Below are 22,756 nucleotides of genomic sequence, written 5' to 3'. Positions count from 1 at the left end.
TGACATGTTAGAACATTTGAAAGAAGAAGTTTTTCAAGCCAATCTGGACCTTCCAAAGTATGGACTGGTGAAGTATACCTGGGGAAATGCGAGTGGAATCGATCGTGAAAGCGGCTTGTTTGTCATTAAGCCAAGCGGCGTCGATTATGACACGATGACAGCCAGTGACATGGTCGTTGTTGATCTGGAAGGAAATGTGGTGGAAGGGGAGCTGAATCCATCTTCGGATACAAAGACACATGCGGTCCTGTATAAGCATTATACGGAAATTGGCGGCATCGTCCATACGCATTCCACTTGGGCAACCATCTGGGCGCAAGCTGGCCTGGATGTCCCGGCAATGGGAACCACGCATGCAGACACCTTTTATGGCTCTATACCATGTGCGCGTTTCTTGACACAGGAAGAGATCGATCGCGGCTATGAAGCTGAAACAGGCAATGTCATCATCGAGACATTCAAAGAGCGGGATTTGGACATTATGTCGATACCTGGAGTGCTGCTGCGCGGGCATGGTCCATTTACTTGGGGCAAGGATGCCAAAACGGCAGTGATGAACAGTGTGGTGCTGGATGAAGTTTCAAAGATGAATTTATTCGCTCGGGAACTAAATCATTTTGCGGAGGAGCTGCCGCAGCGGATATTGGATAAGCACTATTTACGAAAGCATGGCAAAGATGCTTATTACGGGCAGAAGTGACGCAATACCAAATGATGAGGAGGAGAGTCTGCAATGGAAACAAATAACAATGTATTTTGGTTTGTGGTGGGTTCGCAGCATCTATATGGGGAAGAAGCCTTGGCGGAGGTGAAGGCAAATGCACAAGCGATTACAGACGCATTGAATGAAAGCGGTGTCTTGCCTTATTCAATAGTTCTGCAGGATTTAGCTGTAAGCGCGGACAAAATCACAAACATCATGAAAGAAGTAAACTACCGGGATGAAGTAGCCGGTGTGATTACATGGATGCATACATTTTCTCCAGCAAAGATGTGGATACGAGGAACGAAACTGCTGCAGAAGCCTCTGCTTCATTTAGCGACACAGTTTAAGGAAAGTATACCTTGGGATACGATCGATATGGATTACATGAATCTTCACCAAGCTGCACACGGTGACAGGGAATATGGTTTTATCAATGCCCGATTGAATAAACGGAATAAAGTGGTGACTGGTCACTGGAAACGTGAAGAAGTACAAAAGGAAATTGCAGCTTGGATGGATGCAGCGGTTGCGTATAAGGAGAGTTTCAACATCAAAGTTGCCCGATTCGGTGACAATATGCGTAATGTAGCAGTTACCGAGGGAGATAAAATCGAAGCACAAATACAGTTTGGCTGGACAGTGGACTACTACGGCATCGGGGACTTGGTCCGATATGTCGATGCGGTTTCGGAAGAAGAAGTGGATGCATTGTTCGGTGAATACAGAGATGCTTATGTATTCGAGTATGGTGACTATAATTTGGAGGAATGGGAAGCTAGTGTCAAAGTGCAGGCGAGCTATGAAATTGCCATCAAACGTTTCTTGGATGAAGGGGGCTATTCTGCTTTCACGACCAATTTCGAGGATCTATATGGCATGAAGCAGCTACCGGGACTTGCTGTCCAGCGATTGATGGAGCAAGGATACGGATTTGCCGGGGAAGGCGACTGGAAAACAGCAGCGCTGGATCGTCTGCTCAAAGTCATGAGTCATAACCAATCCACTGGATTCATGGAGGATTACACCTATGAAATGACTCCGGGTCAGGAATCTGTCCTTCAGTCCCATATGCTTGAAGTCGATCCGAGTCTAGCCGGCAATAAACCAAAAATTGTGGTATCTCCGTTGGGCATCGGTGATCGTGAGGATCCCGCGCGTCTTGTTTTTGATGGCAAGGCGGGAGAAGGAATCGTTGTTTCCATGGCGGATTTTGGTACCCATTACAAACTTCTCATAAATGAAGTGACGGCATTCGAGCCTGCGATCCCTGCTCCGAAACTGCCTGTGGCCCGGGTCCTCTGGAAAATCAAGCCAAACTTCCACGAAGGCGTCAAGGCATGGATTGAAAACGGCGGCGGTCACCATACCGTGGTGTCGTTGAATCTGACGACAGATCAGATCATAACGTATGCCAAACTAGTCGGCTTGGAATATGTCGTGATCAAGTAAGATCGTGTCTCCAAGGGAGTGATGCTCCCTTGGGGATGATGATTGTGTCAGAAGTGCATTTTCCTTTTGTTGCATAAAATGAAAGCGCTTAAAAAGTCTTGTGCGAAATAGAGAAGCCAACATAAAGGAGAGTTAGTAGCATGAATAAAGTTTCAAGTAAATTTATCTTTTTCTTCGGATCATTTGCTGGTATCTTGTTTGGTTATGATATAGGGATTATCGCTGGTGCAGAAGGGCCCATTCACGACGAGTTTGACTTAAGCCCATTATGGCTGGGAATCGTTGTGTCTTCCTTGATGGGCGGGGCGATAATAGGATCGATTCTAAGCGGATTGCTCGGAGATAGATTCGGGCGCAGAAATATCATCCTGGTGTCCTCGGTGATTTTCTTTGTGGGTGCGATCGGATCGGCAATTGCCCCAGAAGAGATAACCTTGACGATTGCGCGTGTCATCTTAGGGATTGCTGTCGGGACAGCTTCGTCCTTGGTACCGGCGTACATGTCCGAAATAGCTCCGGCAAAGGTTCGCGGGAAATTGTCAGGGTTGAACCAATTGATGATTGTAAGCGGTATGCTTTTAAGTTACATTGTGTCTTTTATCTTTGAACCAGTTCCGAACAGCTGGCGCTGGATGTTGGGAAGTGCAGGGATTTTTGCAGTGGTGCTATACTTTGGGGTGCTAAAGCTGCCGGAATCTCCACGCTACTTGATTAAGAAGGGGATGGGGGAGAAAGCGCGGGAAGTATTGTCTTCCCTGAGGGATTCGAAATCGGAAGCAGAGGCAGAAATTCAGGAAATCAAAAAAATTGCGAAGCAAGAAAAGACAGGAATTGGCCAATTATTTCAAAAGCGATTTCGCATGGCCTTGATCATCGGGGTTGGGATTGCTACCTTCCAGCAAATCCAAGGCTCTAACTCCATTGTCTACTATGCCACCAGTATTGCACGCGATGTCGGCTTGGCACCGCAAGTTGCTGCGGGTTTTACGGTGATAGTCGGTGTGATTTTCGTTGTGACTACAATTATATTCCTGCAATTTGTAGATAAATTCAATCGGCGTGCCATCCTTACGGTGGGTGGTGCAGGTATGGCACTTTCCTTCTTTGCACCAGCAATCCTGGAGCTTATCGGGATAAATGAAAGCGCACTCAATTGGATCACTTTAGTATCGTTGTGCTGTTTCATCCTCTTCTATTCATTTTCTTGGGCGCCGCTTACATGGATCATTGTCGGGGAAATCTTCCCGTTATCGGTACGCGGAATCGGGGCGGGAATATCCTCTGCCTTTAACTGGACCGGTTCCTTGCTGGTTGGTCTGGTCTTCCCGATTCTTGCCGATCAATACAGTTTTGGCGTCATTTTCTCCTCTTTCGGCATCATATGTGTTCTGGGGCTGCTTTTCGTTCGATTTGTAGTGGTCGAAACAAAGGGGCGCAGTCTGGAACAAATAGAGGCAGAGCTTGGAGCACGTTCTGAAAGGTCGGCAGGTTGAGTGTAGGCCTTTATAAAGGAAAAATGAAATTTCGCGCAAAAGTCGCTGCATGCATGGACTTTTGCGCGTTTTCATTTGTCAATACGATACGCGCTTTCAGCCATTTCCTTTCCGTTTTTTCGGTGGAAGTCACCTGACAAAGGATTTAGGAGCAGGCATCATGTTATTGTCTATTTTCCTTCTTACAACCAAACGGCCGATCAATCCAAAACAAACACGGGTTAATGGTAATCTGCTGGGATTGGTTATGCTATAGTTAAAAGGAAAAAATAGAGGAGGGATCAGGATGAAGACAGAACGGTTACAAACGCAGGATTTGGAAGCGGCAATTCAAATGTCGGAGTATGCCTTCCGGTACCGCATCACGGAAGATAAGCGGGCGGAGAGACTGGAGCATATGGACCGGCATCAGCAGCTTTACGGAATCAAGGAAAATGGGAAGCTCGCTGCCAAGCTGCATCTGCTGCCGCTTGCGGTCAGACTTGGCGGACAGACGATTCCAATGGGCGGCATTGCTGGTGTAGCCACCTATCCTGAATATCGACGGAATGGTTATATCAAGCGGCTTTTATCCGATACGCTTTATCACATGCGCGAGCAAGGGATGTCTGTTTCCATGCTGCATCCCTTCTATGTCGATTTTTATCGTCGATTTGGGTATGAGCTATTCACGGATCGTACGATTTATACGCTGAAGAAGAAAGATCTCGTCCGGATGAAGACAGTCCAGGGTACAATAGAACGCGTGAAGAAGGAAGAGCATTCACGAGAAATCGAGGATATCTATACGGCTTATGCAGCTACATACAGCGGTATGCTGGCACGGGAAGCTTCCTGGTGGCAGCAGCGTTTTTATGGTGACCATGATTTCATCGCCATTTACCGTGATGAGGATGGCAAGGCACAAGGATATATCATTTATGAGATTGCTTCTCGTGACAAACTTGATATTTCAGAATTCATTGCCCTTACGGCAGATGCACGTATCGGTTTATGGAATTTCATTGCGCAGCATGATTCGATGTTTGAAGAGGTTACGCTTGATCTTGCACCGCATGATCCGCTCGTCTTCATGCTGCCGGATCCTGAGCTTTCCGTGAAGCATTATCCATACTTCATGGCGCGGGTTGTGGATATTCCGGCTTTCTTCCAAAAATATGAGTGGCAGGCTGATCCTGCTGGTATTGTGCTTCAAGTGGAAGACCCAGTCATCAAGGAAAATAACGGGATATTTGCGCTTCAGGAAGGAAAAGCAGCAGCTTCTTCTGAAACCGTCGGCATCAAGCTATCGATCAATATGCTTTCAGCTATTGTGTTCGGCTACAAGCGTCCGCTTGTCCTGTGGCAGGCTGGTTTGATCGATGGACCGGAAGAGATGATCCAAAAATTGGAGCACAGTATCCCAAGGCGTGAACCGTATTTTTATGATTTCTTTTAAGGAGATTGGCATTATATGAAAAAGAAAGAATTTCACCGTCTTGCCCGCGCTGTCATCCGGAAGGGAGACAGCATTCTGCTTGCTAAGGCAGACGGATGGCAAAACAGCTTCCTGCCCGGCGGTCATGTCGAGATCGGGGAAGGGGCAGAATCGGCTTTGCTGCGGGAGCTGCAGGAGGAACTGGGTGTGAAAGGGAAAGTGGTCCGTTTTCTTGGTGATTTTGAGCATAGCTGGCAGCACGAAGCTACCACGCACTTTGAATTGACACATGTTTTTGAAGCAGTGATCGATGATATGCAGATCGAGAGCCAGGAACCGCATCTGCGTTTCTTTTGGGCAAAGCCGGAAGAATTCGACCAGCTGGACCTGCAGCCGTATCCCCTGATCGAGGTCTTGCGTGAAAAACAGCTTCCCGCTTCCATATGGCGGAGCACCTATCAGACAAACTGATTTTCATCGGTTTGTCTTTTTCTTTGAAAAAAGGCTTGCGGTTTACGCTGCGTCAACGTTTAGAGTGTAAAGCAGAAGGGAGGGATCTTGATGATATATACCGTTCAGAAGCTGGCTGAGCTTGCCGGTGTAAGCAAGCGTACGCTGCGCTATTACGATCAAATCGGCCTGTTGCATCCAGCTGAGATCAATGCGAGCGGCTATAGGATCTATACGGAAAAAGAGGTGGATTTGCTGCAGCAGATCCTCTTTTATCGGGAGTTGGGCGTGGATCTGGATACAATCAAGTCCATCATTCATTCGCCGGGATTCGATAGGGAAAAGGCGCTGAAGGAGCACCGGGACAGCTTGCTGGAAAAGCAGGAACGTATTCGGAGGCTCCTTGGAAATGTCGAGAAGAGCATTCAAGCGTTGGAAGGGAAGGTACAGATGACGGATAGCGAGAAGTTCACAGGCTTCAAGGAAAAGCTGCTGGCTGAAAATGAATCAGCCTATGGAGAGGAAATCAGAGAAGCATATGGCGAGGAAACAGTCGAAGCTTCCTATCAGAAATTCCGTGGATTGTCGGAGGAGCAGTACAAGCAGATGGAGGAAGTGGAACAGCGCGTATTCGAAACGCTGCGTAAGGCGATGAAGGAAGGGGATTCTGCCGGACAGGCAGCAATGCGAGCCGCTGGGCTGCATCGGGAATGGCTGTCTTTTACATGGCCTGCCTATTCAAAGGAAGCGCATGCGGGGTTGGCGGAGATGTACGTCCAGGATGAACGTTTCACGGCTTATTATGAAAACAAGGCTGGAAAGGGCGCGGCTCAGTTTCTTCGTGATTGCATCGAGCAGTACACGAAATCTTAGCGCTATGCTCCGTTTTTGTATTGTTTAACAAGGAGGTGATACACTTATTGGTAAAAGGAGAGATGACATGGATAGAAAAGTGATTGTGAACGGTATGGAATTGGGGGCATATGAATATGTTCATCAATATGTCGATAAAGGCGGACAGCAGCTTCATGAGATCAGGTTTAAATTCCCGGTGACAAGTGAGGCTTATCATGATGTGGCGGTTTTGCTTTATAAAGATGACTTTCAGGTGGAGGTTCCTGAAGATGAGATTGCGTTCGAGGCCACAATCAAACAATATAGCACAAGTATCACCAATCTTTACGAAGAAGGACAGGTGGGGGAGTACTCCCTTGTGCTGGAGGAAAAGGCAGGAGCTGCGGATTGAGCATCACCGCAGCTTCTTTTATGAAAACAGGTAATATAAATGATTGTTTTTAAAAGAATTATTTCCTTGTACAACGAAAATTGAAAGATACCTTTCTTTATGTATAAAACTTCACAAATTGGTCACACTGTATGGTGTAAGCGGTTACTTTATGGCGTATACTAACAGTATAAAGTGTGAGGTATACAGAAAGGAGAGGCTGAGGGTGATTTTGAAAGCGCTCAAGGAAAATGGTGATATGACCATCTCTTATTATGAGAACGGGACGCTGCATACCTTTACCGGAAGATATCATAATCTGAATCTCTTGGACCAAACGCTTTGTCTGGAAAATGATGAAAAGAAACGAATGATAATCCATATCGCAGGTATTCAGCAGATACATTGATCAAGCAGCCGAAAGCATCTTTCGATGTTTTCGGCGATTTTTTTATGTTTTTTACCAGTTTTGCGGTACAATAGATGGAACGAATAAGATACCGTTCCCTTATGTAAACGGATACGGGAAAACAGCTGTCAGAAGAACGGGCTGATTAGTGGAGGTTTCAAGCATGAGTTCGCAATATCCAGATGATGGACTGAGTTTACATACAGATCTTTATCAAATCAATATGGCGGAAACATATTGGAATGATGGGATCCATGATAAAAAAGCAGTGTTCGAGGTTTCGTTCCGCAAGCTGCCGTTCGGTAACGGCTTTGCCATATTTGCGGGGTTGGAACGTGTCATAGAGTATTTGCAGCAATTCCGATTAACGGAAAGCGATTTGGCTTACTTGAAGGATGAGCTTGGTTACGGGGAGGATTTCCTTGGCTTTCTGAAGGATCTGCGCTTTACAGGCACGGTCTATTCTGTCGTGGAAGGAGAGCTTGTTTTCAGCAATGAACCGCTCATGCGGATCGAGGCTCCCCTGGCGGAAGCACAGCTGGTGGAGACGGCGATTTTGAATATCGTCAACTACCAGACATTGATCGCGACGAAAGCATCGAGAATCAAGCTCTTGCTTGGCGATGAGATTGCTTTGGAAATGGGAAGCCGGCGCGCCCATGAGCTCGATGCGGCTGTATGGGGCACGAGAGCGGCATATATCGGCGGATTCGAGGCGACTTCGAATGTCCGGGCAGGCAAGAAATTCGGCATTCCGGTTGCCGGTACTTTGGCGCATTCCATGATTCAGGCTTATCGTGATGAATATACGGCATTTACGAAGTATGCAGAACGGCATAAGGATTGTACTTTCCTTGTGGACACATATGATACACTCCGTTCAGGCGTACCGAATGCCATTCGAGTAGCTAAAGAACAAGGCGATAATATCAATTTCCGTGCAATCAGGCTCGATAGCGGTGATTTGGCTTACTTGTCCAAGAAGGCGCGGAAGGCGCTGGATGAAGCTGGATTTACGGAGACAAAGATATCGGCATCGAATGATTTGGATGAAGAAACGATCCAAAGTTTGAAGGCGCAAGGAGCGAAGATCGACATTTGGGGCATCGGGACAAAGCTGATCACAGCGTATGATCAGCCTGCTTTGGGTGCGGTGTATAAACTTGTGAGCATCGAGGAAGATGGTGCGATGCAGGATACAATCAAAATCAGTGCCAATCCCGAAAAGGTATCGACGCCTGGCTTGAAGAAGGTCTATCGAATCGTCAATCGGATCAATAAGAAATCCGAAGGGGACTACATTGCCATGGAGGATGAAAATCCCCAGGAAGAGGATCATCTGAAGATGTTCCATCCGGTCCACACTTACGTCAGTAAGTTTGTGACGGATTACGATGCGGTTGATTTGCATCAGACAATCTTCAAGGATGGCGAGCTGGTCTATGAGCTTCCGGCTATCGATGACATCAAGGCTTATGCGAAAGAAAATCTGTCATTGCTATGGGATGAATATAAGCGTCCGAAATCGCCGGAGGAATACCCTGTCGATCTCAGTCAAAAGTGCTGGGATAATAAGATGGAAAATATCCAGAGAGTAAAAGATCATGTAAAATCTTTGCATAAAACGACTTAATAGGGTTACAATTCTGTTTATTGGGAATAACTGTATCATCCGATCATTATCTCGCAAATGGAAAACCTGTGAAAATGCTGTTGCAGCAATGTTAAGAATGCAGATTAATAGCCATGAAAGCAAGAATGCATGCTATAATAAGGAAATACGGGAGCAGCAATGTTCCTGCATATTAAACGCAAACATACAGCTTTTACATCAGGTGAAGGTTATGTATAAATTTATTAAATGAGGTGTTTTTCATGAACAAAGCAGAATTAGTAGAAGCAGTGGCACAACAAGCAGAACTATCTAAAAAAGATGCAAGCAAAGCAGTTGATGCACTACTTGAAACAATCTCTGAAACACTTGCAAAAGATGAAAAAGTACAGCTTGTAGGCTTCGGTACTTTCGAAGTAAGAGAGCGCGCGGCACGTACTGGCCGTAACCCGCAGACTGGTGAAGAAATCACTATCCCTGCTTCCAAAGCTCCAGCTTTCAAAGCAGGTAAAGATTTCAAAGAAGCTGTTAAATAAGAGACTTCCTTTTGGAATGAAAATGCCGGCGCATACGTGCGTCGGCATTTTTTTATGATTTGCTGATATGGGTGATCGAAAGTTGACCGCCATTTCTCTCCACTTTCCATAAGGGTTCAAACATCGTACGCAGAATGGCGGCTGCCGCCTCGTCTGCTTTCAATCCGCGGATTGTCTTGTCTTCTGTGACGTAGTCCTTGTCTTCCTCCAAGCCAAAGCGCAAATGCAGAAGGTTTCGTACGCCATTGAAGGTGGGGAATGAAATGCTGTAGCCGTCTTTCAAAGCGGCTGCAAGCTTGTTTTTTTGTTCTTGCAGCATCTCGGGGTCAGCTTTTGGATAGCTTTGCTGAATGGTACTTACATCGCCTGCTTCAATCAATTCAGCTGTTTGTTCCCGTCCCAGACCGCTATGGACGATGCGTTCGATTTGATAGGCTTCTGCTTGGGATATGGTTATTGTCATGAATGCTTCTCCTTTAGTGAATGACTTTATTCGACGGTGCTTGAAGGGTGAGGGATTTCCGTCTTTTGTACAGGTAGGCAATCAGCTCCAGCAGAAAGCCGGGCATCTTTTTTGGGAAGAGCTTTTTCTTGTAGAATCTTTCATAGGCTCGGTGAAGGTCCTCCCATTGGGTGCAATGCTTTTGCTGCCGGAATCGTGCTGGATCAATCAATCGGATATCTCCTGCCGGTGTGATCAGGATGTTGCGGAGGTGGATATCCGATGGATTCAATCCTTCTGCTGCGGCATGGGTCAAGGCGCTGTCGATGGCTGCAATGTGATGATCAGTTATCGGGATGCCCTCGCGAAGACAATCGTACAGGGTATGACCAGGGATGTAATCGATCACCAAGTAGCCGTCACCTGCTTCGTGCAGCGTCGGAAAGTAGCGGTTGTTCACAAGTGCTTTATAGATTTCCGCTTCCTCTGCTGCAATGTGACGGAAAGCAGGAAAGAATATCTTCACGACCTTGGAAGAATCGATAAGGCGGAATGCAAACGCGCTCCTGCCGGTCCCGATCAGGACCAAAGAGGCGGGATACGCTGTCAAATGGGGCATTGTATCAGGACCTGACATTTGAATCTGCTTGGCAAGCTGCTCAAAATCAGCCATTTCCAGCACTCCTTTTCTTTGGAACAAAGGCTTGTACAGTCATTTATACGCAAGAATCGGGAAGCAGGTGCATAAAAATAGTAAAAAGCTTCCGCCTTTCGTGATTTCAGCGGGCTTTTCCTGCTTTGGGCTGTTTCACCAAAATATGGACTGTTTCCTTTATTCTTTGGGAAAATAACGATATCGTGTTCTTATGAAGCTTCTTATTTTTCACAGCCTAAACGAAATCAGTTAAAGAAAAAGGTGATCCCATGCAAGAGAAACCTAGTACAACGGAATATCCTGCTTATTACCAAGATTACATGAAACTCGTTCCAGAGGGAAATATTGCAGCTTTGTTCAAGGAACAAAAGCGGCAGACCACGAATCTTCTGCAAGGACTGACTGACGAGCAGGCTTGTTTTGCCTACGAAGCTGGAAAATGGACGATCAAAGAAGTGATCGGCCATCTTACGGATACGGAAAGGATCCTTTCTTACCGTCTTCTGACCATTGCCCGAGGCGATGTGACGCCTTTGCCGGGTTTTGATGAGGATTCCTATGTGCAGCAAGCGAAGTTCACCCAGATGACAGTGGCGAGCCTTCTGGCGCAATACAGGGCGGTGCGTGCCTCGACGATCGCCTTGCTGGAATCTCTGGGCGAGCAGGACTGGGTCAGGCAGGGAATGGCAAACGGTCATGCTACATCTGTCCGGGCGCTGGCTTATATCATGCTTGGTCATGAACGTCATCACCACGAAGTTCTTCATGACCGTTATTTCGCCTCTGCCATGTACCCGGTCAATCGCATGTGATTTGGGGCATATTGACAGGGAAAAGGCAATCGTGTAAACTATATTGCAGATTAATAGAATAGGATTGTGATTGCTCCAAAGGGGAGTAGCTTCCAGTTAAGTCGACAATACGTGATAGCTTGCTGTCGCCGGTTTAACTGACAACGTCATGTTGTTTGCCAGACCTTTGCCAATTTGGTGAAGGCTGATTACAGACGGGACCTTCACAATGTGAGGGTCCTTTTCGTTTAGTAAACGTTAATGGAGGAATAATTTCCATGTTGAAGAAGTGCTTAGAATTGATGCAGTTGCGAGCACCATCGATCAGGCTCGAACTGAATCAGGCAAGCTATCATGCAGGTGATAAGATCGAAGGGCATTTTCGGCTTCTTGGAGGCTGGAAGGACCAAGATCTGAATAGATTGGATTGCGATTTGGTTATAAAAAACAGCGCAACCGATAAAATAGTGAATATAAAGAATGTAATAAGCATTTTCATGTCCAAGCAGCTGAAATCGAATGAACTGATTGATAAGCCGTTCAAGTTCCGTTTGCCAGAGGAACTTGAACCAAGCTCTGATTCATTGATTTATGAGCTGCAGACCAAGCTTATATTCGCCAATGAAAAATGTGCGAAAGATGATAGGCAAGTACGGATTTTAGCGTAGATGCCATAAAGGAGGAGATTGCATTGGGAAGGCTTTGCTGAGAATAACGACCAGTCATGACAGAAGTTTTGCTAGCGCTGCTCCTCGCAGAGGCGTCGCCGGCTATTTTATTAATCGGCTTGTAAACTATCAATCAAATAAGTGAGGTGAGTCCCTTCCGTTAGAGAAGGGAATTAATTGGACCCATCAATAGTCATTAATTTAAGTTTAGTTGTGTTATTCATCATTTTTACGGCCTTTTTCGTAGGTGCGGAGTTTTCGGTTGTGAAGGTGCGCATGTCGCGGATCGATCAGCTGGTGGCAGAGGGCAATAAACGGGCAATCATCGTAAAGAAACTAGTGGATAACCTGGATTATTACTTGTCAGCCTGTCAGCTTGGTATCACTGTAACAGCACTTGTCTTGGGTGCATTGGGTGAACCGACGGTGGAAAAGATGCTTCATCCGTTATTCCACGAATTCGGGCTGTCCGAGTCCTTGTCTACGATATTGTCGTATGCGATTGCCTTCGCATCGGTCACATTCCTGCATGTAGTGATTGGGGAATTGGCGCCAAAGACATTGGCAATCCAGTACACGGAGCAATTGACATTGATTCTGGGCCCGCCGCTGTATTGGTTCGGTAAGCTGATGGCGCCATTCATTTATTTGCTGAATGGTTCTGCTCGTGTATTTCTGAAGCTGTTCGGTGTGAAACCGGCAGCCCATGAATCCGCACACTCGGAAGAAGAGCTGCGCATCATCATGACGCAAAGCTATCAAAGTGGTGAAATCAACAAAACGGAACTTAGTTATATGGAAAATATCTTTACCTTTGACGAGCGTGTAGCCAAGGATATCATGGTACCGCGGACACAGGTGGTCACGTTGGAGAAATCCATGACAGCATCCGAAGTGATCGGGATCATCGATGAACACCAGTTCACTCGTTATCTCGTGACAGAGGATGGAGATAAGGACCATATCATCGGCTTCGTCAATGTAAAGGAAATGCTGACGGATTTTGCTGCAGGCAGAAGACAGAGCCTGCCTAATTTCATTCATGAGCTGCCGCTCATCCATGAGGGGACATCCTTGCAGGATGCCTTGATGAAGATGCAGACCGAACGCGTGCATATTGCACTTGTCGTGGATGAATATGGCGGGACCGCAGGGATCCTGACGATGGAGGACATCCTTGAGGAAATCGTGGGGGAAATCCATGATGAATTCGACGAAGATGAAGTGCCGGATGTCCAGGAAATTTCCGATCTTACCTATCATATCAATGGCCGTGTGCTGCTGGATGATTTGGAGGATCGATTCGGCTTTGTATTCGACAACCGGGAGGACGTGGATACAGTCGGCGGCTGGATTTTTGTTAAGAATGACGATGTGGATTCACAGACCATTGTGGTGGATGCAGCAGGAAATGAGTGGGAGGTTATCGAAATGGATAACCACCAGATCATTATGGTGGAACTGCGCATCCTGGAACAAGAACAGCTTCCGCGCCTGGAAGCTTGATAGATGAATAAAGAAAAAGGCCGGGATGCCTCGAATGCATCCCGGCCTTTTTTATTGGAGGTGAATGTATATTGATCAGACTCTTTGAAAATAAGCATCAGGAAAAAAATGAAGTTGCCAGGCATAAGCACAACACGCATCAGCTGCTCTACGTACTTGATGGGGAGGGGAAATGCGAATTGGATACGGAAGGTCGGAAGCTGCATCCCGATAGTATCGTGCTGATCTCCCCGCATACAAATCATGCCATCCAAGCGCAGTCGAAAATGACCGTGCTTGTCCTGGAATTCGATTTCCGGCATCTATCCGAAGATGTCGTTTCTTATCTTGTGGAACCAGTATTTGCAGAGTCCCGCGTCTTGAATTTATCCCTGTTCGAGAGCAGCGAGCTTCGGCAGTTGCTGCGGAAGATGCTGTTCGAGCAATCGCAGAGGCATCCGATTCATGCGATGGGGCTGAAACTGCTGCTCTCGCAGGTGCTTTATCAGCTTGCCATCATGCAGCGGGAGGATACAACACAGGATACTAATACGAGACGGGCAAAATGGCTCAAGCATTACTTGGAAACACGATATTTCGAGATTGCCAGCATGGAGGAAGTCGCTGCCAAGGCAGGTGTGAGCAGCCGCTACATGAATCAGATCTTCAAAGAAATGTATGGTATGACGCCCTATCAATTCCTGACGGAGGTACGGCTTTTGAAGGTAAAGAAAATGCTGCGTGAATCCGACAGGGAGATCGTCTCGATTTGCTTTGAGGTAGGGTTTGAAGCGGTATCGACATTTTATCGTGTCTTTAAGAAATATGTGGGTGTCACGCCGAATGTTTATCGGCGCACGACAGATGACTTCCGAAATTGAGAATGAGGGAAAAGATTGATAAGAAAAAATGTAAACGCTTTACTTATACTATCCTTAAATCGGATAGTGGGAGGGCGCGGAATGGCGACAAAGAAAATAGGGATAATCATGAACGGTGTAACAGGCAGGATGGGGACGAATCAGCATCTTATCCGGTCCATTGCGGCGATACGAGCAGAAGGCGGGGTGCTGCTTTCCAGCGGAGACAGATTGATGCCGGATCCGATACTTATCGGGCGGAATGAGGAGAAGCTGGCGAAGCTTGCGCGGGAAAATGATGTGGAGCGCTACAGCACCGACTTGGATTCGGCTTTAGCTGATGGCTATAACCAGATTTACTTTGATTCCCAGACGACCAATCGCAGGGAAGCAAGCATCAAGCAGGCAATAGAGGCGGGGAAGCATATTTATTGCGAGAAACCGACTGCCACCAGCCTGGAAGGATCCTTGGAGCTGGCCAGATTGGCGCGCGAGGCTGGTGTGAAGAATGGTGTTGTGCAGGATAAGCTTTTCCTGCCAGGTCTGCTGAAGCTGAAGCATTTGATCGATAGCAATTACTTCGGTGAAATCCTGTCGGTAAAACTGGACTTTGGCTACTGGGTGTTCGAAGGCGATTGGCAGGAGGCGCAGCGCCCAAGCTGGAATTACCGAGCGGAAGACGGCGGCGGTATCATCGTCGATATGTTTGCGCATTGGCGATATGTCATCGACCATCTTTTCGGTGAAATCGATAGCTTGACCTGTCTTGGAGCGACACATATCCCATATCGGGTGGATGAAGCGGGCAATCGCTACAAAGCGACAGCAGATGATGCAGCCTACGCCATTTTCGCCCTTAAGAACGGGATAGTCGTCCAGGCCAATTCCTCCTGGACGACAAGGGTCGATCGTGATGATCTCGTCACGTTCCAGGTGGATGGAACCCATGGAAGCGCAGTGGCAGGCCTGCGTGATTGCAAGGTCCAGCATCGGGTGACGACGCCAAAGCCAGTGTGGAATCCGGATATTCCGAATACAATCGATTTCCGCTCCCAGTGGGAGACATTGCCGGAAAATCGCACTTATGATAATGGATTCAAGATTCAATGGGAATTATTCCTTAAGCATGTGGAAGAGGATGCAGAATTTCCATGGGACTTGCTGGAAGGTGCAAAAGGCACCCAGCTGTCCGATTTGGGACTGGAAGCTTGGCGAGAGAAGAAATGGGTCACTGTTCCGAGTCTGGAAGTTTAAAAGGAGGAAGCTGCATGACAACGATTCTTTTACCGAAGCAAGGGCGCAAGCTGGAGGAATACAAGCTGGTCCATCCGGCTTCTGCTTATCCGGCTGAGGGATCCTTCCGGACGAGGACAGCCTATTCTGCAGCTCACGTGGTTGCAGATGCGGCTTCCGAAGCGCACCCGGTTCTTGGCGGGGCTATTGATTGGGAGGCCACCTTGGCGTATCGCAAGGTATTATGGAAGCTCGGGTTTGGTGTGGCAGAAGCGATGGATACGGCGCAGCGCGGCATGGGGCTGACATGGGAGATGGCAAAGGAATTGATTTCGGTAAGTGCAGCGGAAGCAAAAAAGGAAAAAGCAATGCTTGCTTCCGGTGCCGGGACGGATCATTTGCCTGCAGACAGGACGTTTACGATGTCGGAAATCAAGCAAGCTTATGAGGAGCAGTGTACATTTGTCGAAGGCACTGGCAGCCGGGTCATCTTGATGGCGAGCCGTGCGCTTTCTGCCAGCGCCCGATCTGCAGAAGATTACAAGGACGTCTACGGACATGTGCTTGCAGGGGTGGAACAGCCGGTCATCCTGCATTGGCTCGGACCGATGTTCGACCCGAAATTGACAGGCTACTGGGGATCGGAGACGGTCAGCCATGCGATGGATGCTTGTCTTGATTTGATCCACCGATATGAAGCGAAAATCGATGGGATCAAGATTTCTTTGCTGGATAAAGACAGGGAGATCGAGATGCGATCCAAATTACCGGCATCTGTCCGAATGTACACAGGGGACGACTTCAACTATCCAGAGCTGATTCAAGGCGATGGCAATCGATACAGCCATGCACTGCTCGGGATATTCGATGCAATTGCACCAGCTGCTTCCGAGGCGCTGCGTGCGCTCGATTCGGACGATCTGGATGGATATGGGGGAATTTTCGATAAAACGGTACCGCTGGCAAGGCACATCTTCGAAACGCCGACGTACGCGTACAAGACAGGAGTCGTTTTCCTGGCTTATCTGAATGGGTATCAATCACATTTCCGGATGATCGGCGGAGCGGAAGGGGCCAGGTCTGTCCTCCATTTGAGTGAATTATTCCGTTTGGCTGATCAGGCGGGTGTCCTGGTGGATCCAGCGCTTGCGTCAGAACGGATGCAGCTGGTATTGAAGCTTGCAGGCATCGAACAGAAGGTGATGTCATGACAAAGGCTGATTTGCAGCTTCTCAGTCTCAATCAGATTACGACGGAAAACTGGTCCCTGACCGAAGCGATCCAAGGCTGTGCCCGGCATGATATCCATTGGATTTCCATTTGGCGGCATAAGCTGGAAAAAATCGCTGTGAAAGAAGCGAAGAAGCTATTGACTGAATATGGTGTGCAAGTATCCAGTCTTTGCCGAGGCGGTATGTTCCCGGCAGCGACCGAGCAGGAAAGGCAACAGCGCATCGACGATAATAAACGGGCAATAGAAGATGCAAAGGCATTGGGTACCGATGTGCTGGTGCTCGTATGCGGTGCTGCATCCGATAAAAATATTGCGCAGGCTCGTCATTGGGTGCGGGAAGGAATCGAAGCGATCCTGCCGTATGCAGAAGAAATGGGGGTAAGGCTCGGAATCGAGCCGCTTCATCCCATGTATGCCGCAGACCGTTCCGTGATCAATACACTGGGACAGGCGAACACATTGGCAGAGCAGCTGCAATCCGATCATCTCGGGGTAGTGGTCGATGCCTTCCATGTCTGGTGGGATCCAGAACTGAAAAAACAGATCGACCGTGCCAAGGGTAAGATCCTCGGTTTCCATGTATCGGATTGGAAGGTGCCGATGGAGGATATGTTCAAAGGAAGAGCCATGATGGGAGACGGTGTCATCAATTTGCGTGAAATGCGCAATATGGTGGAGGAAGCAGGTTATCGTGGTCCGATCGAAGTGGAAATCATCAATCAGGAAATTTGGGATCAGCCAGGAGATGAGGTGCTCCATCAAATGAAGCAATGCTATCAAGCGCATGTGTAGAAGGGGGGGAGGCTGCATGGCACTGCTGAAACAGCTGGAGGAGCTGGCTCGAGGAATGGCAGCGGCTGCTGCTGAACGGGAAAGGGTGCCTTTTACTTTTTCCGCTGCAGGCCTGGATCATCCGCATATCCACAGTATGGTACAGGGCTTATTGGATGCAGGGGCACAGCTGATGCACATCTATGATGAAAATCCAGATCAGGCGAATGCTCTTAGGGCGAAATTCCAAACAGGGCAGGTCGTCCAAGAGCTGTCTGCGATATTGCATAGCGAAGTCGATCTGGTGGCTACAAGTATCGTGCCATCCAAGCGGGGAGCGTTAGGTGTTCAGGTCTTGGAACATGATAAGCATTTTCTGTCTGCCAAAGCTCCTTTCACGACGATGGCTCAATTGCATGCAGCGGAAGATGCCGTGCGGCGCTCGGGAAAGAAATGGGCCGTGTTTTACAGCGAGCGATTAGCAGTGGAGGCTGCTTTGCTTGCCGATGGGATTGTGCAGGAGGGACTGATCGGGGAATTATTTCAGCTCACTGGTTCCGGTCCGCATCGGCTGCAGGCAGAAACGAGACCGGCATGGTTTTTCGATCCAGGGAAGAACGGGGGCATCCTTTGTGATATCGGCAGCCATCAAATTGAGCAGCTGCTTCATTATGCGAGGTGCAAGGATGCGAAGGTGCTCCATAGCAAGGTGGCGAATTATGCCCATCCGCAGTACGGTGACTGGCAGGATTTCGGTGATGCAACACTTGTGACGGATACAGGCGTCAGCCAATATTTCCGTGTCGACTGGTTCACACCCGAAGGACTGCGGGTCTGGGGAGACGGACGAACGGTGCTGCACGGTACCAACGGGTTTGTGGAACTGCGCAAATATACGGATGTGGCACGATCGGCCGTAGGAGATCATCTGTACGTGGTCACGGACGAAGAGGAGATCTATTTCCCTGCCAAAGGAAAGGTTGGGATCCCGTATTTCAGACAGTTGATTGATGATTGTGTGCTGGGGACGGAGACGGCAATGAGTCAGGAACATACTTTCCGGGCAGCGGCGCTGGCAATCCAAGCGCAGGAACAGGCAATCAGCCTGACAAAGGCAGGGGAGAGAAGATGAAGAAAGCAGTCGTTTTAATTGGGATGAATGGATACGGGGAGCATTATTTGAAGGCTTTGCTGCAGCGGGAGGATATTGTATTTGCTGGCATCGTCGAGATCCATCCGGAAAAAAGCCCCCTTTTGCAACTGGTGAAGCAGCAAGGGATCCCGATCTATACAAGGATGGACGCTTTTTATCAGCAAAAGCAAGCGGACTTGGCGATTATTGCAACGCCTATCCATTTGCATACCGAGCAGGCAATTTTTGCACTTCGGCATGGCTCGAATGTCCTTTGTGAAAAACCGATTTTCGCCGATATGCGTGATAAAAAGAAATGGGATGAGGCAATCCTGGAATCGGGAAAATGGGCAGCCATCGGTTTTAACTGGTCATTCACTGCGCCAATCCTGGAGCTCAAGGAAGATATCCTGAATGGAATCTACGGAAAGCCGAAGCAGCTGAAGACCTTGGTGCTGTGGCCGCGCGATGAAGCCTATTTTTCCCGATCGGCGTGGGCAGGGAAGCTGAAGGCGCAGGATGGGCGTCTGATCCGCGATAGTGTAGCCAATAATGCCGCGGCTCATTTTATCCACAATATGCTTTACATGCTGGGGCAGGAGCAGCAGGAGACGGTGTGTATAAAAAGTCTGGAAGCGGAGCTGTACCGAGCCAATGAGGTGGAAACATTTGATACATGTGCCATCCGAATGTATACAGACGAAGAGTGTGAGCTGCTTTTTTACGGATCGCATGCTACAGGGACGGAGCAGGGACCGCAGTTCCAATACAACTTTGAAAAAGGCTGCATCGTCTATGATTGCAATCTTGATCAAGGTATCATCACTGCCTGCACGGAAAATGGCCAGGAGAAGGTCTATGGTAATCCGCAGGCCAATCATTTGGATAAATTGGATTATTGCATTGCTGCCCTGACGGATGGCAGGGAGATTCCGTGCACATACGAAACTGCTCTGGGACATGCGGCAATCATTGAAGCATTACATCAAGATACACTGGCTGGACAACCGTTCCCCGACGAAGTGATTCGAAAGACAGAGACGAATATCCGGGCTGTCATGGATTTGGACCAGACGTTGAATACGTGTTATAGGAGCGGGAAGCTGCCATATGAATTACAAGTAACATGGAGTAAGCCTGCTATTCAGGCTGACGTTATTTCGGCACTGCCGAAAGGGACGCCTGAATAGCGTGCTGTCGCATGCCGTGAATTGTAAGCGCTTTTAATAGGTGGAGGGTGAACGATGAATCAAGCAAAAACGACATGGCTAATTCTTGCTGTTCTGCTGCTTGCCATAGGTGTGGTCATGGTTGTCGCTCCGGCTTCGGATGCCGCTGGCCAGGAGCCGAAAAGGCTGACGATGGGGCATATCCATAATCCGAATAGCCCGGTATATGCCAGTCTGGAGGAATTCAGCGGAGAGCTGGAGCAGCGCACAAATGGGGTACTGACAACGGATATCTATACCGAAGGCGGTCTTGGTGATGAAAGGGTGATGCTGGAGCTTGTCCAAAATGGCGTCATCGATATGGCAAAAGTGAATGGCGGGGTTCTGGAGAGTTTTTATGATGATTTCTCTGTGTTCAGTTTGCCTTATGTTTTCGAGGATGAAGAGCATTTCAAGCGGGTTATGCAATCGGACATCGTGAAAGATCTTTATGAAGAGCTGGAGGCAATCGGTCTTCATGGCATCGCTTATTACGATGCCGGGGCACGGAGCTTCTATACGGCAGATACACCGATTGAAAAACCGGAAGACCTGAACGGACTGAAGATCCGTACAATGACGAATACAACATCGATCCGGACGATGGAGCTCCTGGGTGCCTCGCCGACGCCGCTGCCTGCGCCGGAAGTGTACACCGGGCTTCAGCAAGGTGTCATTGACGGGGCGGAAAGCAGTCCGATCGCACTTACCGATGCGAACCATGGTGAGGTAGCCAAGTTCTTTTCGTATGATGAACACACGAGAATTCCGGATTTTCTCATCATGAGCGAAAAGACATGGGACAGCCTGACACCGGAGCAGCAGCAGGCTGTCGAGGAAGCTGCGGCGATTTCTTCTGAGAATCATAATGCCCGATGGGACCAGCTGATTGAAGAAAGTATCCAAAAGGCTGAGGACGAGATGGGTGTGACCTTCAATGAGCTTGATCAGGAGCCTTTCAAGGAATTGGTGCAGCCGCTGATTGAAGAAAAGCGTCAAGACCCGGACGTAGCCAAAGTACTGGATGACATCGCGGCGTTACAGTAAATGAAGAGGAGCTGAACGAGGTGGAAAAAGTACGGTATTGGATAGATAAATGTATTTTGCTGGTGACGTGCACATTGACTGTCTTCCTGGTTGCAGGGGCGATCTGGCAAGTCTTCACTCGCTTTGTCCTGCAGAATCCGAGCGTGTTCACAGAAGAGGTACTGCGCTTTTCCTTCATCTGGGTCGGGTTGCTCGGTGCCAGTTATGCATTCGGTGTGAAGGAGCATATTGCACTGACATTCCTGATGTCCAAATGGAAAAATGCCAAGGATAAAAAAGCAGCCGAGCTGGTCATCGAAGTGACGGTACTGCTGTTCATGGTGATTGTCTTTATTGCAGGAGGCACGCAGCTGATGCTTGCTTCCATGACACAGACTTCACCGGTCCTGGGGCTGCCGATGGGTTATGTATATGCTGCGCTGCCATTATCCGGCTTGTTGAGTGTCTATTACATCGTCACGAACCGATTCATGGCACGTAAGGAAGCTGCCCGGGGGAGGGACGCAGCATGACGAGTGTGGCTCTTGCGGGTATTGTTTTGTTCGCGCTTTTCTTCCTGCTCATTTTCTTTGGTGTTCCAATCGCAATCAGTATCGGCTTATCTACATTGGCTGCCGGGGCTATGCTGCTGCCATTCGATGAAATATTAATGGTCGTCTCGCAGCAGTTCATCGCTGGAATCGATAGCTTTGTCCTGTTATCACTTGTCTTCTTCACATTGGCTGGAAGCATCATGAATACAGGAGGGATTGCACAGCGGCTGATCAATTTGGCGAAATTGCTGGCCGGACGCCTGCCTGGTTCCCTGGCGCACACAAATGTCATTGGTAATACTTTGTTCGGTGCCTTGTCGGGATCAGCCATCGCATCAGCTGCCACAATGGGAAAAATAATGGCGCCGATGCAGAAGAAAGAGGGCTATGACCCAAGCTATTCGGCAGCTGTCAACGTAGCTTCTGCGCCAGCAGGGTTGATCATTCCGCCGAGCGGCACACCAATCTTATATTCAGTCCTGAGCGGGGGGACCTCGATCGGTGCCTTGTTCATTGCTGGTTATGTGCCAGGGATACTAATGTCCATCTTGATCATGGCCACAGCTTTCATCGTTGCCAAGCGGAAAGGATATGCAGTCTCCGAACCGATCCGTTTTTCCCAGGCAGCCAAAGTAATCCTGGACGCCATCCCGAGTCTGCTGCTGATCGTCATCGTCATCGGCGGCATTTCGTTCGGTGTCTTTACCGCGACAGAGGGAGCGGCTGTGGCTATTCTCTATGCAGTGGTGCTTTGCTTGATTTACAGAAGCCTGAAATGGAAAGATGTCCCCATAATATTGCGGGACACGGTCATTTTCTCAGGTGTCATCTTACTGCTTATCGGGGCTTCATCAGCAATGTCCTGGATACTGTCCTACTCCAAGCTGCCGCAGGTGGTCAGTTCAGGCATCCTTCAAATCAGTGACAGTCCGATGATATTGATATTGATAATGGTATTATTGCTGCTGCTTGTCGGAACATTTATGGATATCGCCCCAGCTTTGCTCATCTTTACACCGATTCTTTTGCCGATTGCATTGGAGCTGGGTGTTCATCCTGTTCATTTCGGAATGATCATGTCTATGGGGCTGGCAATCGGTACAATCACGCCGCCGGTAGGTACTGTACTCTTTATAGGTGCGAAGGTAGGAAATGTCACAATCGAACAAGTGACCAAACCGCTTCTGCTCTTTTATATTCCGGTCATTCTAGCCTTTTTGGCAGTCGCCTATATTCCGGCGTTAAGCCTCTGGCTGCCAGAGCTCATGGGTGTGCTTGATAAATGAGGGGGAAGAGGCTGGGACATAACTAATTTTCCAGTGCTTAAAACCGAACCTTATTCTTGAGCGCCGCTTCGGCAGGACACGCCGCCATAGCTCTTCGTTTTCCCGTATTGTTTT

At 48.4% G+C, this 22,756-nt stretch carries 24 protein-coding genes; 22 read left to right on the top strand and 2 right to left on the bottom strand.

Going from position 1 to position 22,756, the window contains the following annotated elements:
- Nucleotides 1–4: 4 nt before the first annotated feature.
- From MHI54_RS07250 to MHI54_RS07205, 10 genes are all read left to right on the top strand, one after another.
- Nucleotides 5–700: an L-ribulose-5-phosphate 4-epimerase gene (locus MHI54_RS07250; protein WP_095216306.1), complete on the top strand. Its 696-nt coding sequence runs from the start codon at nucleotides 5–7 to the stop codon at nucleotides 698–700.
- Nucleotides 701–733: 33 nt separating this feature from the next.
- On the top strand, nucleotides 734–2,155 hold the full coding sequence (araA, locus tag MHI54_RS07245) for an L-arabinose isomerase (protein ID WP_095216307.1): 1,422 nt from the start codon (nucleotides 734–736) through the stop codon (nucleotides 2,153–2,155).
- A 140-nt stretch (nucleotides 2,156–2,295) separates the two neighbouring features.
- Nucleotides 2,296–3,648: a sugar porter family MFS transporter gene (locus MHI54_RS07240; protein WP_095216308.1), complete on the top strand. Its 1,353-nt coding sequence runs from the start codon at nucleotides 2,296–2,298 to the stop codon at nucleotides 3,646–3,648.
- 286 nt (nucleotides 3,649–3,934) lie between these two features.
- Nucleotides 3,935–5,086, top strand: coding sequence for a GNAT family N-acetyltransferase (locus tag MHI54_RS07235; RefSeq protein WP_340082781.1), 1,152 nt, complete (start codon nucleotides 3,935–3,937; stop codon nucleotides 5,084–5,086).
- A gap of 15 nt (nucleotides 5,087–5,101) precedes the next feature.
- The gene (locus tag MHI54_RS07230; protein WP_095216310.1) at nucleotides 5,102–5,536 is read left to right on the top strand and encodes an NUDIX domain-containing protein; all 435 of its coding nucleotides are present in this window, start codon (nucleotides 5,102–5,104) and stop codon (nucleotides 5,534–5,536) included.
- A gap of 90 nt (nucleotides 5,537–5,626) precedes the next feature.
- Nucleotides 5,627–6,388 carry a MerR family transcriptional regulator gene (locus MHI54_RS07225; protein ID WP_095216311.1) on the top strand — a complete coding sequence of 254 codons (762 nt, stop codon included), beginning with the start codon at nucleotides 5,627–5,629 and terminating at the stop codon, nucleotides 6,386–6,388.
- Between the two features lie 67 nt (nucleotides 6,389–6,455).
- Nucleotides 6,456–6,761, top strand: coding sequence for a DUF3219 family protein (locus tag MHI54_RS07220; protein ID WP_095216312.1), 306 nt, complete (start codon nucleotides 6,456–6,458; stop codon nucleotides 6,759–6,761).
- Nucleotides 6,762–6,966: 205 nt separating this feature from the next.
- Complete coding sequence (locus MHI54_RS07215; protein ID WP_095216313.1) at nucleotides 6,967–7,149, top strand: YolD-like family protein; 183 nt, start codon at nucleotides 6,967–6,969, stop codon at nucleotides 7,147–7,149.
- A gap of 163 nt (nucleotides 7,150–7,312) precedes the next feature.
- Nucleotides 7,313–8,782, top strand: a complete 1,470-nt coding sequence (locus tag MHI54_RS07210) for a nicotinate phosphoribosyltransferase (RefSeq protein WP_095216314.1) — start codon at nucleotides 7,313–7,315, stop codon at nucleotides 8,780–8,782.
- Nucleotides 8,783–9,024: 242 nt separating this feature from the next.
- Nucleotides 9,025–9,297 carry an HU family DNA-binding protein gene (locus MHI54_RS07205; protein WP_093727965.1) on the top strand — a complete coding sequence of 91 codons (273 nt, stop codon included), beginning with the start codon at nucleotides 9,025–9,027 and terminating at the stop codon, nucleotides 9,295–9,297.
- A gap of 52 nt (nucleotides 9,298–9,349) precedes the next feature.
- Here the strand turns inward: MHI54_RS07205 and MHI54_RS07200 are convergent, their stop codons facing one another.
- The gene (locus MHI54_RS07200) at nucleotides 9,350–9,760 is read right to left on the bottom strand and encodes a hypothetical protein (protein WP_095216315.1); all 411 of its coding nucleotides are present in this window, start codon (nucleotides 9,758–9,760) and stop codon (nucleotides 9,350–9,352) included.
- Nucleotides 9,761–9,773: 13 nt separating this feature from the next.
- Entirely contained in the window at nucleotides 9,774–10,412 is a 639-nt protein-coding gene (locus MHI54_RS07195; RefSeq protein WP_095216316.1) for a serine/threonine protein kinase, read from the bottom strand.
- A 251-nt stretch (nucleotides 10,413–10,663) separates the two neighbouring features.
- Here MHI54_RS07195 and MHI54_RS07190 point away from each other — a divergent pair, with 251 nt between their 5' ends.
- The 12 genes from MHI54_RS07190 (at nucleotide 10,664) to MHI54_RS07135 (ending at nucleotide 22,642) form a co-directional block, all read left to right on the top strand.
- Nucleotides 10,664–11,206 (top strand): DinB family protein, encoded by a 543-nt coding sequence (locus MHI54_RS07190; protein ID WP_095216317.1) that lies wholly within the window; start codon nucleotides 10,664–10,666, stop codon nucleotides 11,204–11,206.
- 257 nt (nucleotides 11,207–11,463) lie between these two features.
- Nucleotides 11,464–11,853: a sporulation protein gene (locus tag MHI54_RS07185; protein WP_095216318.1), complete on the top strand. Its 390-nt coding sequence runs from the start codon at nucleotides 11,464–11,466 to the stop codon at nucleotides 11,851–11,853.
- 177 nt (nucleotides 11,854–12,030) lie between these two features.
- The gene (locus MHI54_RS07180; protein ID WP_095216319.1) at nucleotides 12,031–13,359 is read left to right on the top strand and encodes a hemolysin family protein; all 1,329 of its coding nucleotides are present in this window, start codon (nucleotides 12,031–12,033) and stop codon (nucleotides 13,357–13,359) included.
- Between the two features lie 71 nt (nucleotides 13,360–13,430).
- Nucleotides 13,431–14,219, top strand: coding sequence for an AraC family transcriptional regulator (locus MHI54_RS07175; RefSeq protein ID WP_233135061.1), 789 nt, complete (start codon nucleotides 13,431–13,433; stop codon nucleotides 14,217–14,219).
- Between the two features lie 81 nt (nucleotides 14,220–14,300).
- Nucleotides 14,301–15,452 carry a Gfo/Idh/MocA family oxidoreductase gene (locus tag MHI54_RS07170; RefSeq protein WP_095216321.1) on the top strand — a complete coding sequence of 384 codons (1,152 nt, stop codon included), beginning with the start codon at nucleotides 14,301–14,303 and terminating at the stop codon, nucleotides 15,450–15,452.
- Between the two features lie 14 nt (nucleotides 15,453–15,466).
- Entirely contained in the window at nucleotides 15,467–16,642 is a 1,176-nt protein-coding gene (locus tag MHI54_RS07165; RefSeq protein ID WP_095216322.1) for a dihydrodipicolinate synthase family protein, read from the top strand.
- Nucleotides 16,639–17,457, top strand: coding sequence for a sugar phosphate isomerase/epimerase family protein (locus MHI54_RS07160; protein ID WP_095216323.1), 819 nt, complete (start codon nucleotides 16,639–16,641; stop codon nucleotides 17,455–17,457). Before MHI54_RS07165 ends, MHI54_RS07160 begins: the two co-directional genes overlap by 4 nt.
- A 16-nt stretch (nucleotides 17,458–17,473) precedes the next feature.
- Nucleotides 17,474–18,568, top strand: a complete 1,095-nt coding sequence (locus tag MHI54_RS07155; RefSeq protein WP_233135062.1) for a Gfo/Idh/MocA family oxidoreductase — start codon at nucleotides 17,474–17,476, stop codon at nucleotides 18,566–18,568.
- A complete protein-coding gene (locus MHI54_RS07150) occupies nucleotides 18,565–19,758 on the top strand; it encodes a Gfo/Idh/MocA family oxidoreductase (protein WP_340082765.1) in 1,194 nt (397 codons plus the stop codon). Before MHI54_RS07155 ends, MHI54_RS07150 begins: the two co-directional genes overlap by 4 nt.
- Before the next feature lie 54 nt (nucleotides 19,759–19,812).
- Nucleotides 19,813–20,823: a TRAP transporter substrate-binding protein gene (locus MHI54_RS07145; RefSeq protein ID WP_095216325.1), complete on the top strand. Its 1,011-nt coding sequence runs from the start codon at nucleotides 19,813–19,815 to the stop codon at nucleotides 20,821–20,823.
- A 20-nt stretch (nucleotides 20,824–20,843) separates the two neighbouring features.
- Nucleotides 20,844–21,335 carry a TRAP transporter small permease gene (locus MHI54_RS07140; RefSeq protein WP_158221550.1) on the top strand — a complete coding sequence of 164 codons (492 nt, stop codon included), beginning with the start codon at nucleotides 20,844–20,846 and terminating at the stop codon, nucleotides 21,333–21,335.
- Nucleotides 21,332–22,642, top strand: coding sequence for a TRAP transporter large permease (locus tag MHI54_RS07135; RefSeq protein WP_095216327.1), 1,311 nt, complete (start codon nucleotides 21,332–21,334; stop codon nucleotides 22,640–22,642). Before MHI54_RS07140 ends, MHI54_RS07135 begins: the two co-directional genes overlap by 4 nt.
- Nucleotides 22,643–22,756 lie beyond the last annotated feature (114 nt).

This window comes from Terribacillus sp. FSL K6-0262 (assembly GCF_037977385.1).
Classification (GTDB): Bacteria; Bacillota; Bacilli; order Bacillales; family Amphibacillaceae; genus Terribacillus.
This window is presented reverse-complemented; position numbering and strand designations above follow the sequence as displayed.

What these genes read in the sequence shown, in the direction of transcription:
- MHI54_RS07250 (WP_095216306.1), top strand. Translation starts at nt 5, where the DNA reads ATGTTAGAACATTTGAAAGAAGAAGTTTTTCAAGCCAATCTGGACCTT.
- araA (WP_095216307.1), top strand. Translation starts at nt 734, where the DNA reads ATGGAAACAAATAACAATGTATTTTGGTTTGTGGTGGGTTCGCAGCAT.
- MHI54_RS07240 (WP_095216308.1), top strand. Translation starts at nt 2,296, where the DNA reads ATGAATAAAGTTTCAAGTAAATTTATCTTTTTCTTCGGATCATTTGCT.
- MHI54_RS07235 (WP_340082781.1), top strand. Translation starts at nt 3,935, where the DNA reads ATGAAGACAGAACGGTTACAAACGCAGGATTTGGAAGCGGCAATTCAA.
- MHI54_RS07230 (WP_095216310.1), top strand. Translation starts at nt 5,102, where the DNA reads ATGAAAAAGAAAGAATTTCACCGTCTTGCCCGCGCTGTCATCCGGAAG.
- MHI54_RS07225 (WP_095216311.1), top strand. Translation starts at nt 5,627, where the DNA reads ATGATATATACCGTTCAGAAGCTGGCTGAGCTTGCCGGTGTAAGCAAG.
- MHI54_RS07220 (WP_095216312.1), top strand. Translation starts at nt 6,456, where the DNA reads ATGGATAGAAAAGTGATTGTGAACGGTATGGAATTGGGGGCATATGAA.
- MHI54_RS07210 (WP_095216314.1), top strand. Translation starts at nt 7,313, where the DNA reads ATGAGTTCGCAATATCCAGATGATGGACTGAGTTTACATACAGATCTT.
- MHI54_RS07205 (WP_093727965.1), top strand. Translation starts at nt 9,025, where the DNA reads ATGAACAAAGCAGAATTAGTAGAAGCAGTGGCACAACAAGCAGAACTA.
- MHI54_RS07200 (WP_095216315.1), bottom strand. Translation starts at nt 9,760, where the DNA reads ATGACAATAACCATATCCCAAGCAGAAGCCTATCAAATCGAACGCATC.
- MHI54_RS07195 (WP_095216316.1), bottom strand. Translation starts at nt 10,412, where the DNA reads ATGGCTGATTTTGAGCAGCTTGCCAAGCAGATTCAAATGTCAGGTCCT.
- MHI54_RS07190 (WP_095216317.1), top strand. Translation starts at nt 10,664, where the DNA reads ATGCAAGAGAAACCTAGTACAACGGAATATCCTGCTTATTACCAAGAT.
- MHI54_RS07185 (WP_095216318.1), top strand. Translation starts at nt 11,464, where the DNA reads ATGTTGAAGAAGTGCTTAGAATTGATGCAGTTGCGAGCACCATCGATC.
- MHI54_RS07170 (WP_095216321.1), top strand. Translation starts at nt 14,301, where the DNA reads ATGGCGACAAAGAAAATAGGGATAATCATGAACGGTGTAACAGGCAGG.
- MHI54_RS07165 (WP_095216322.1), top strand. Translation starts at nt 15,467, where the DNA reads ATGACAACGATTCTTTTACCGAAGCAAGGGCGCAAGCTGGAGGAATAC.
- MHI54_RS07160 (WP_095216323.1), top strand. Translation starts at nt 16,639, where the DNA reads ATGACAAAGGCTGATTTGCAGCTTCTCAGTCTCAATCAGATTACGACG.
- MHI54_RS07155 (WP_233135062.1), top strand. Translation starts at nt 17,474, where the DNA reads ATGGCACTGCTGAAACAGCTGGAGGAGCTGGCTCGAGGAATGGCAGCG.
- MHI54_RS07150 (WP_340082765.1), top strand. Translation starts at nt 18,565, where the DNA reads ATGAAGAAAGCAGTCGTTTTAATTGGGATGAATGGATACGGGGAGCAT.
- MHI54_RS07145 (WP_095216325.1), top strand. Translation starts at nt 19,813, where the DNA reads ATGAATCAAGCAAAAACGACATGGCTAATTCTTGCTGTTCTGCTGCTT.
- MHI54_RS07135 (WP_095216327.1), top strand. Translation starts at nt 21,332, where the DNA reads ATGACGAGTGTGGCTCTTGCGGGTATTGTTTTGTTCGCGCTTTTCTTC.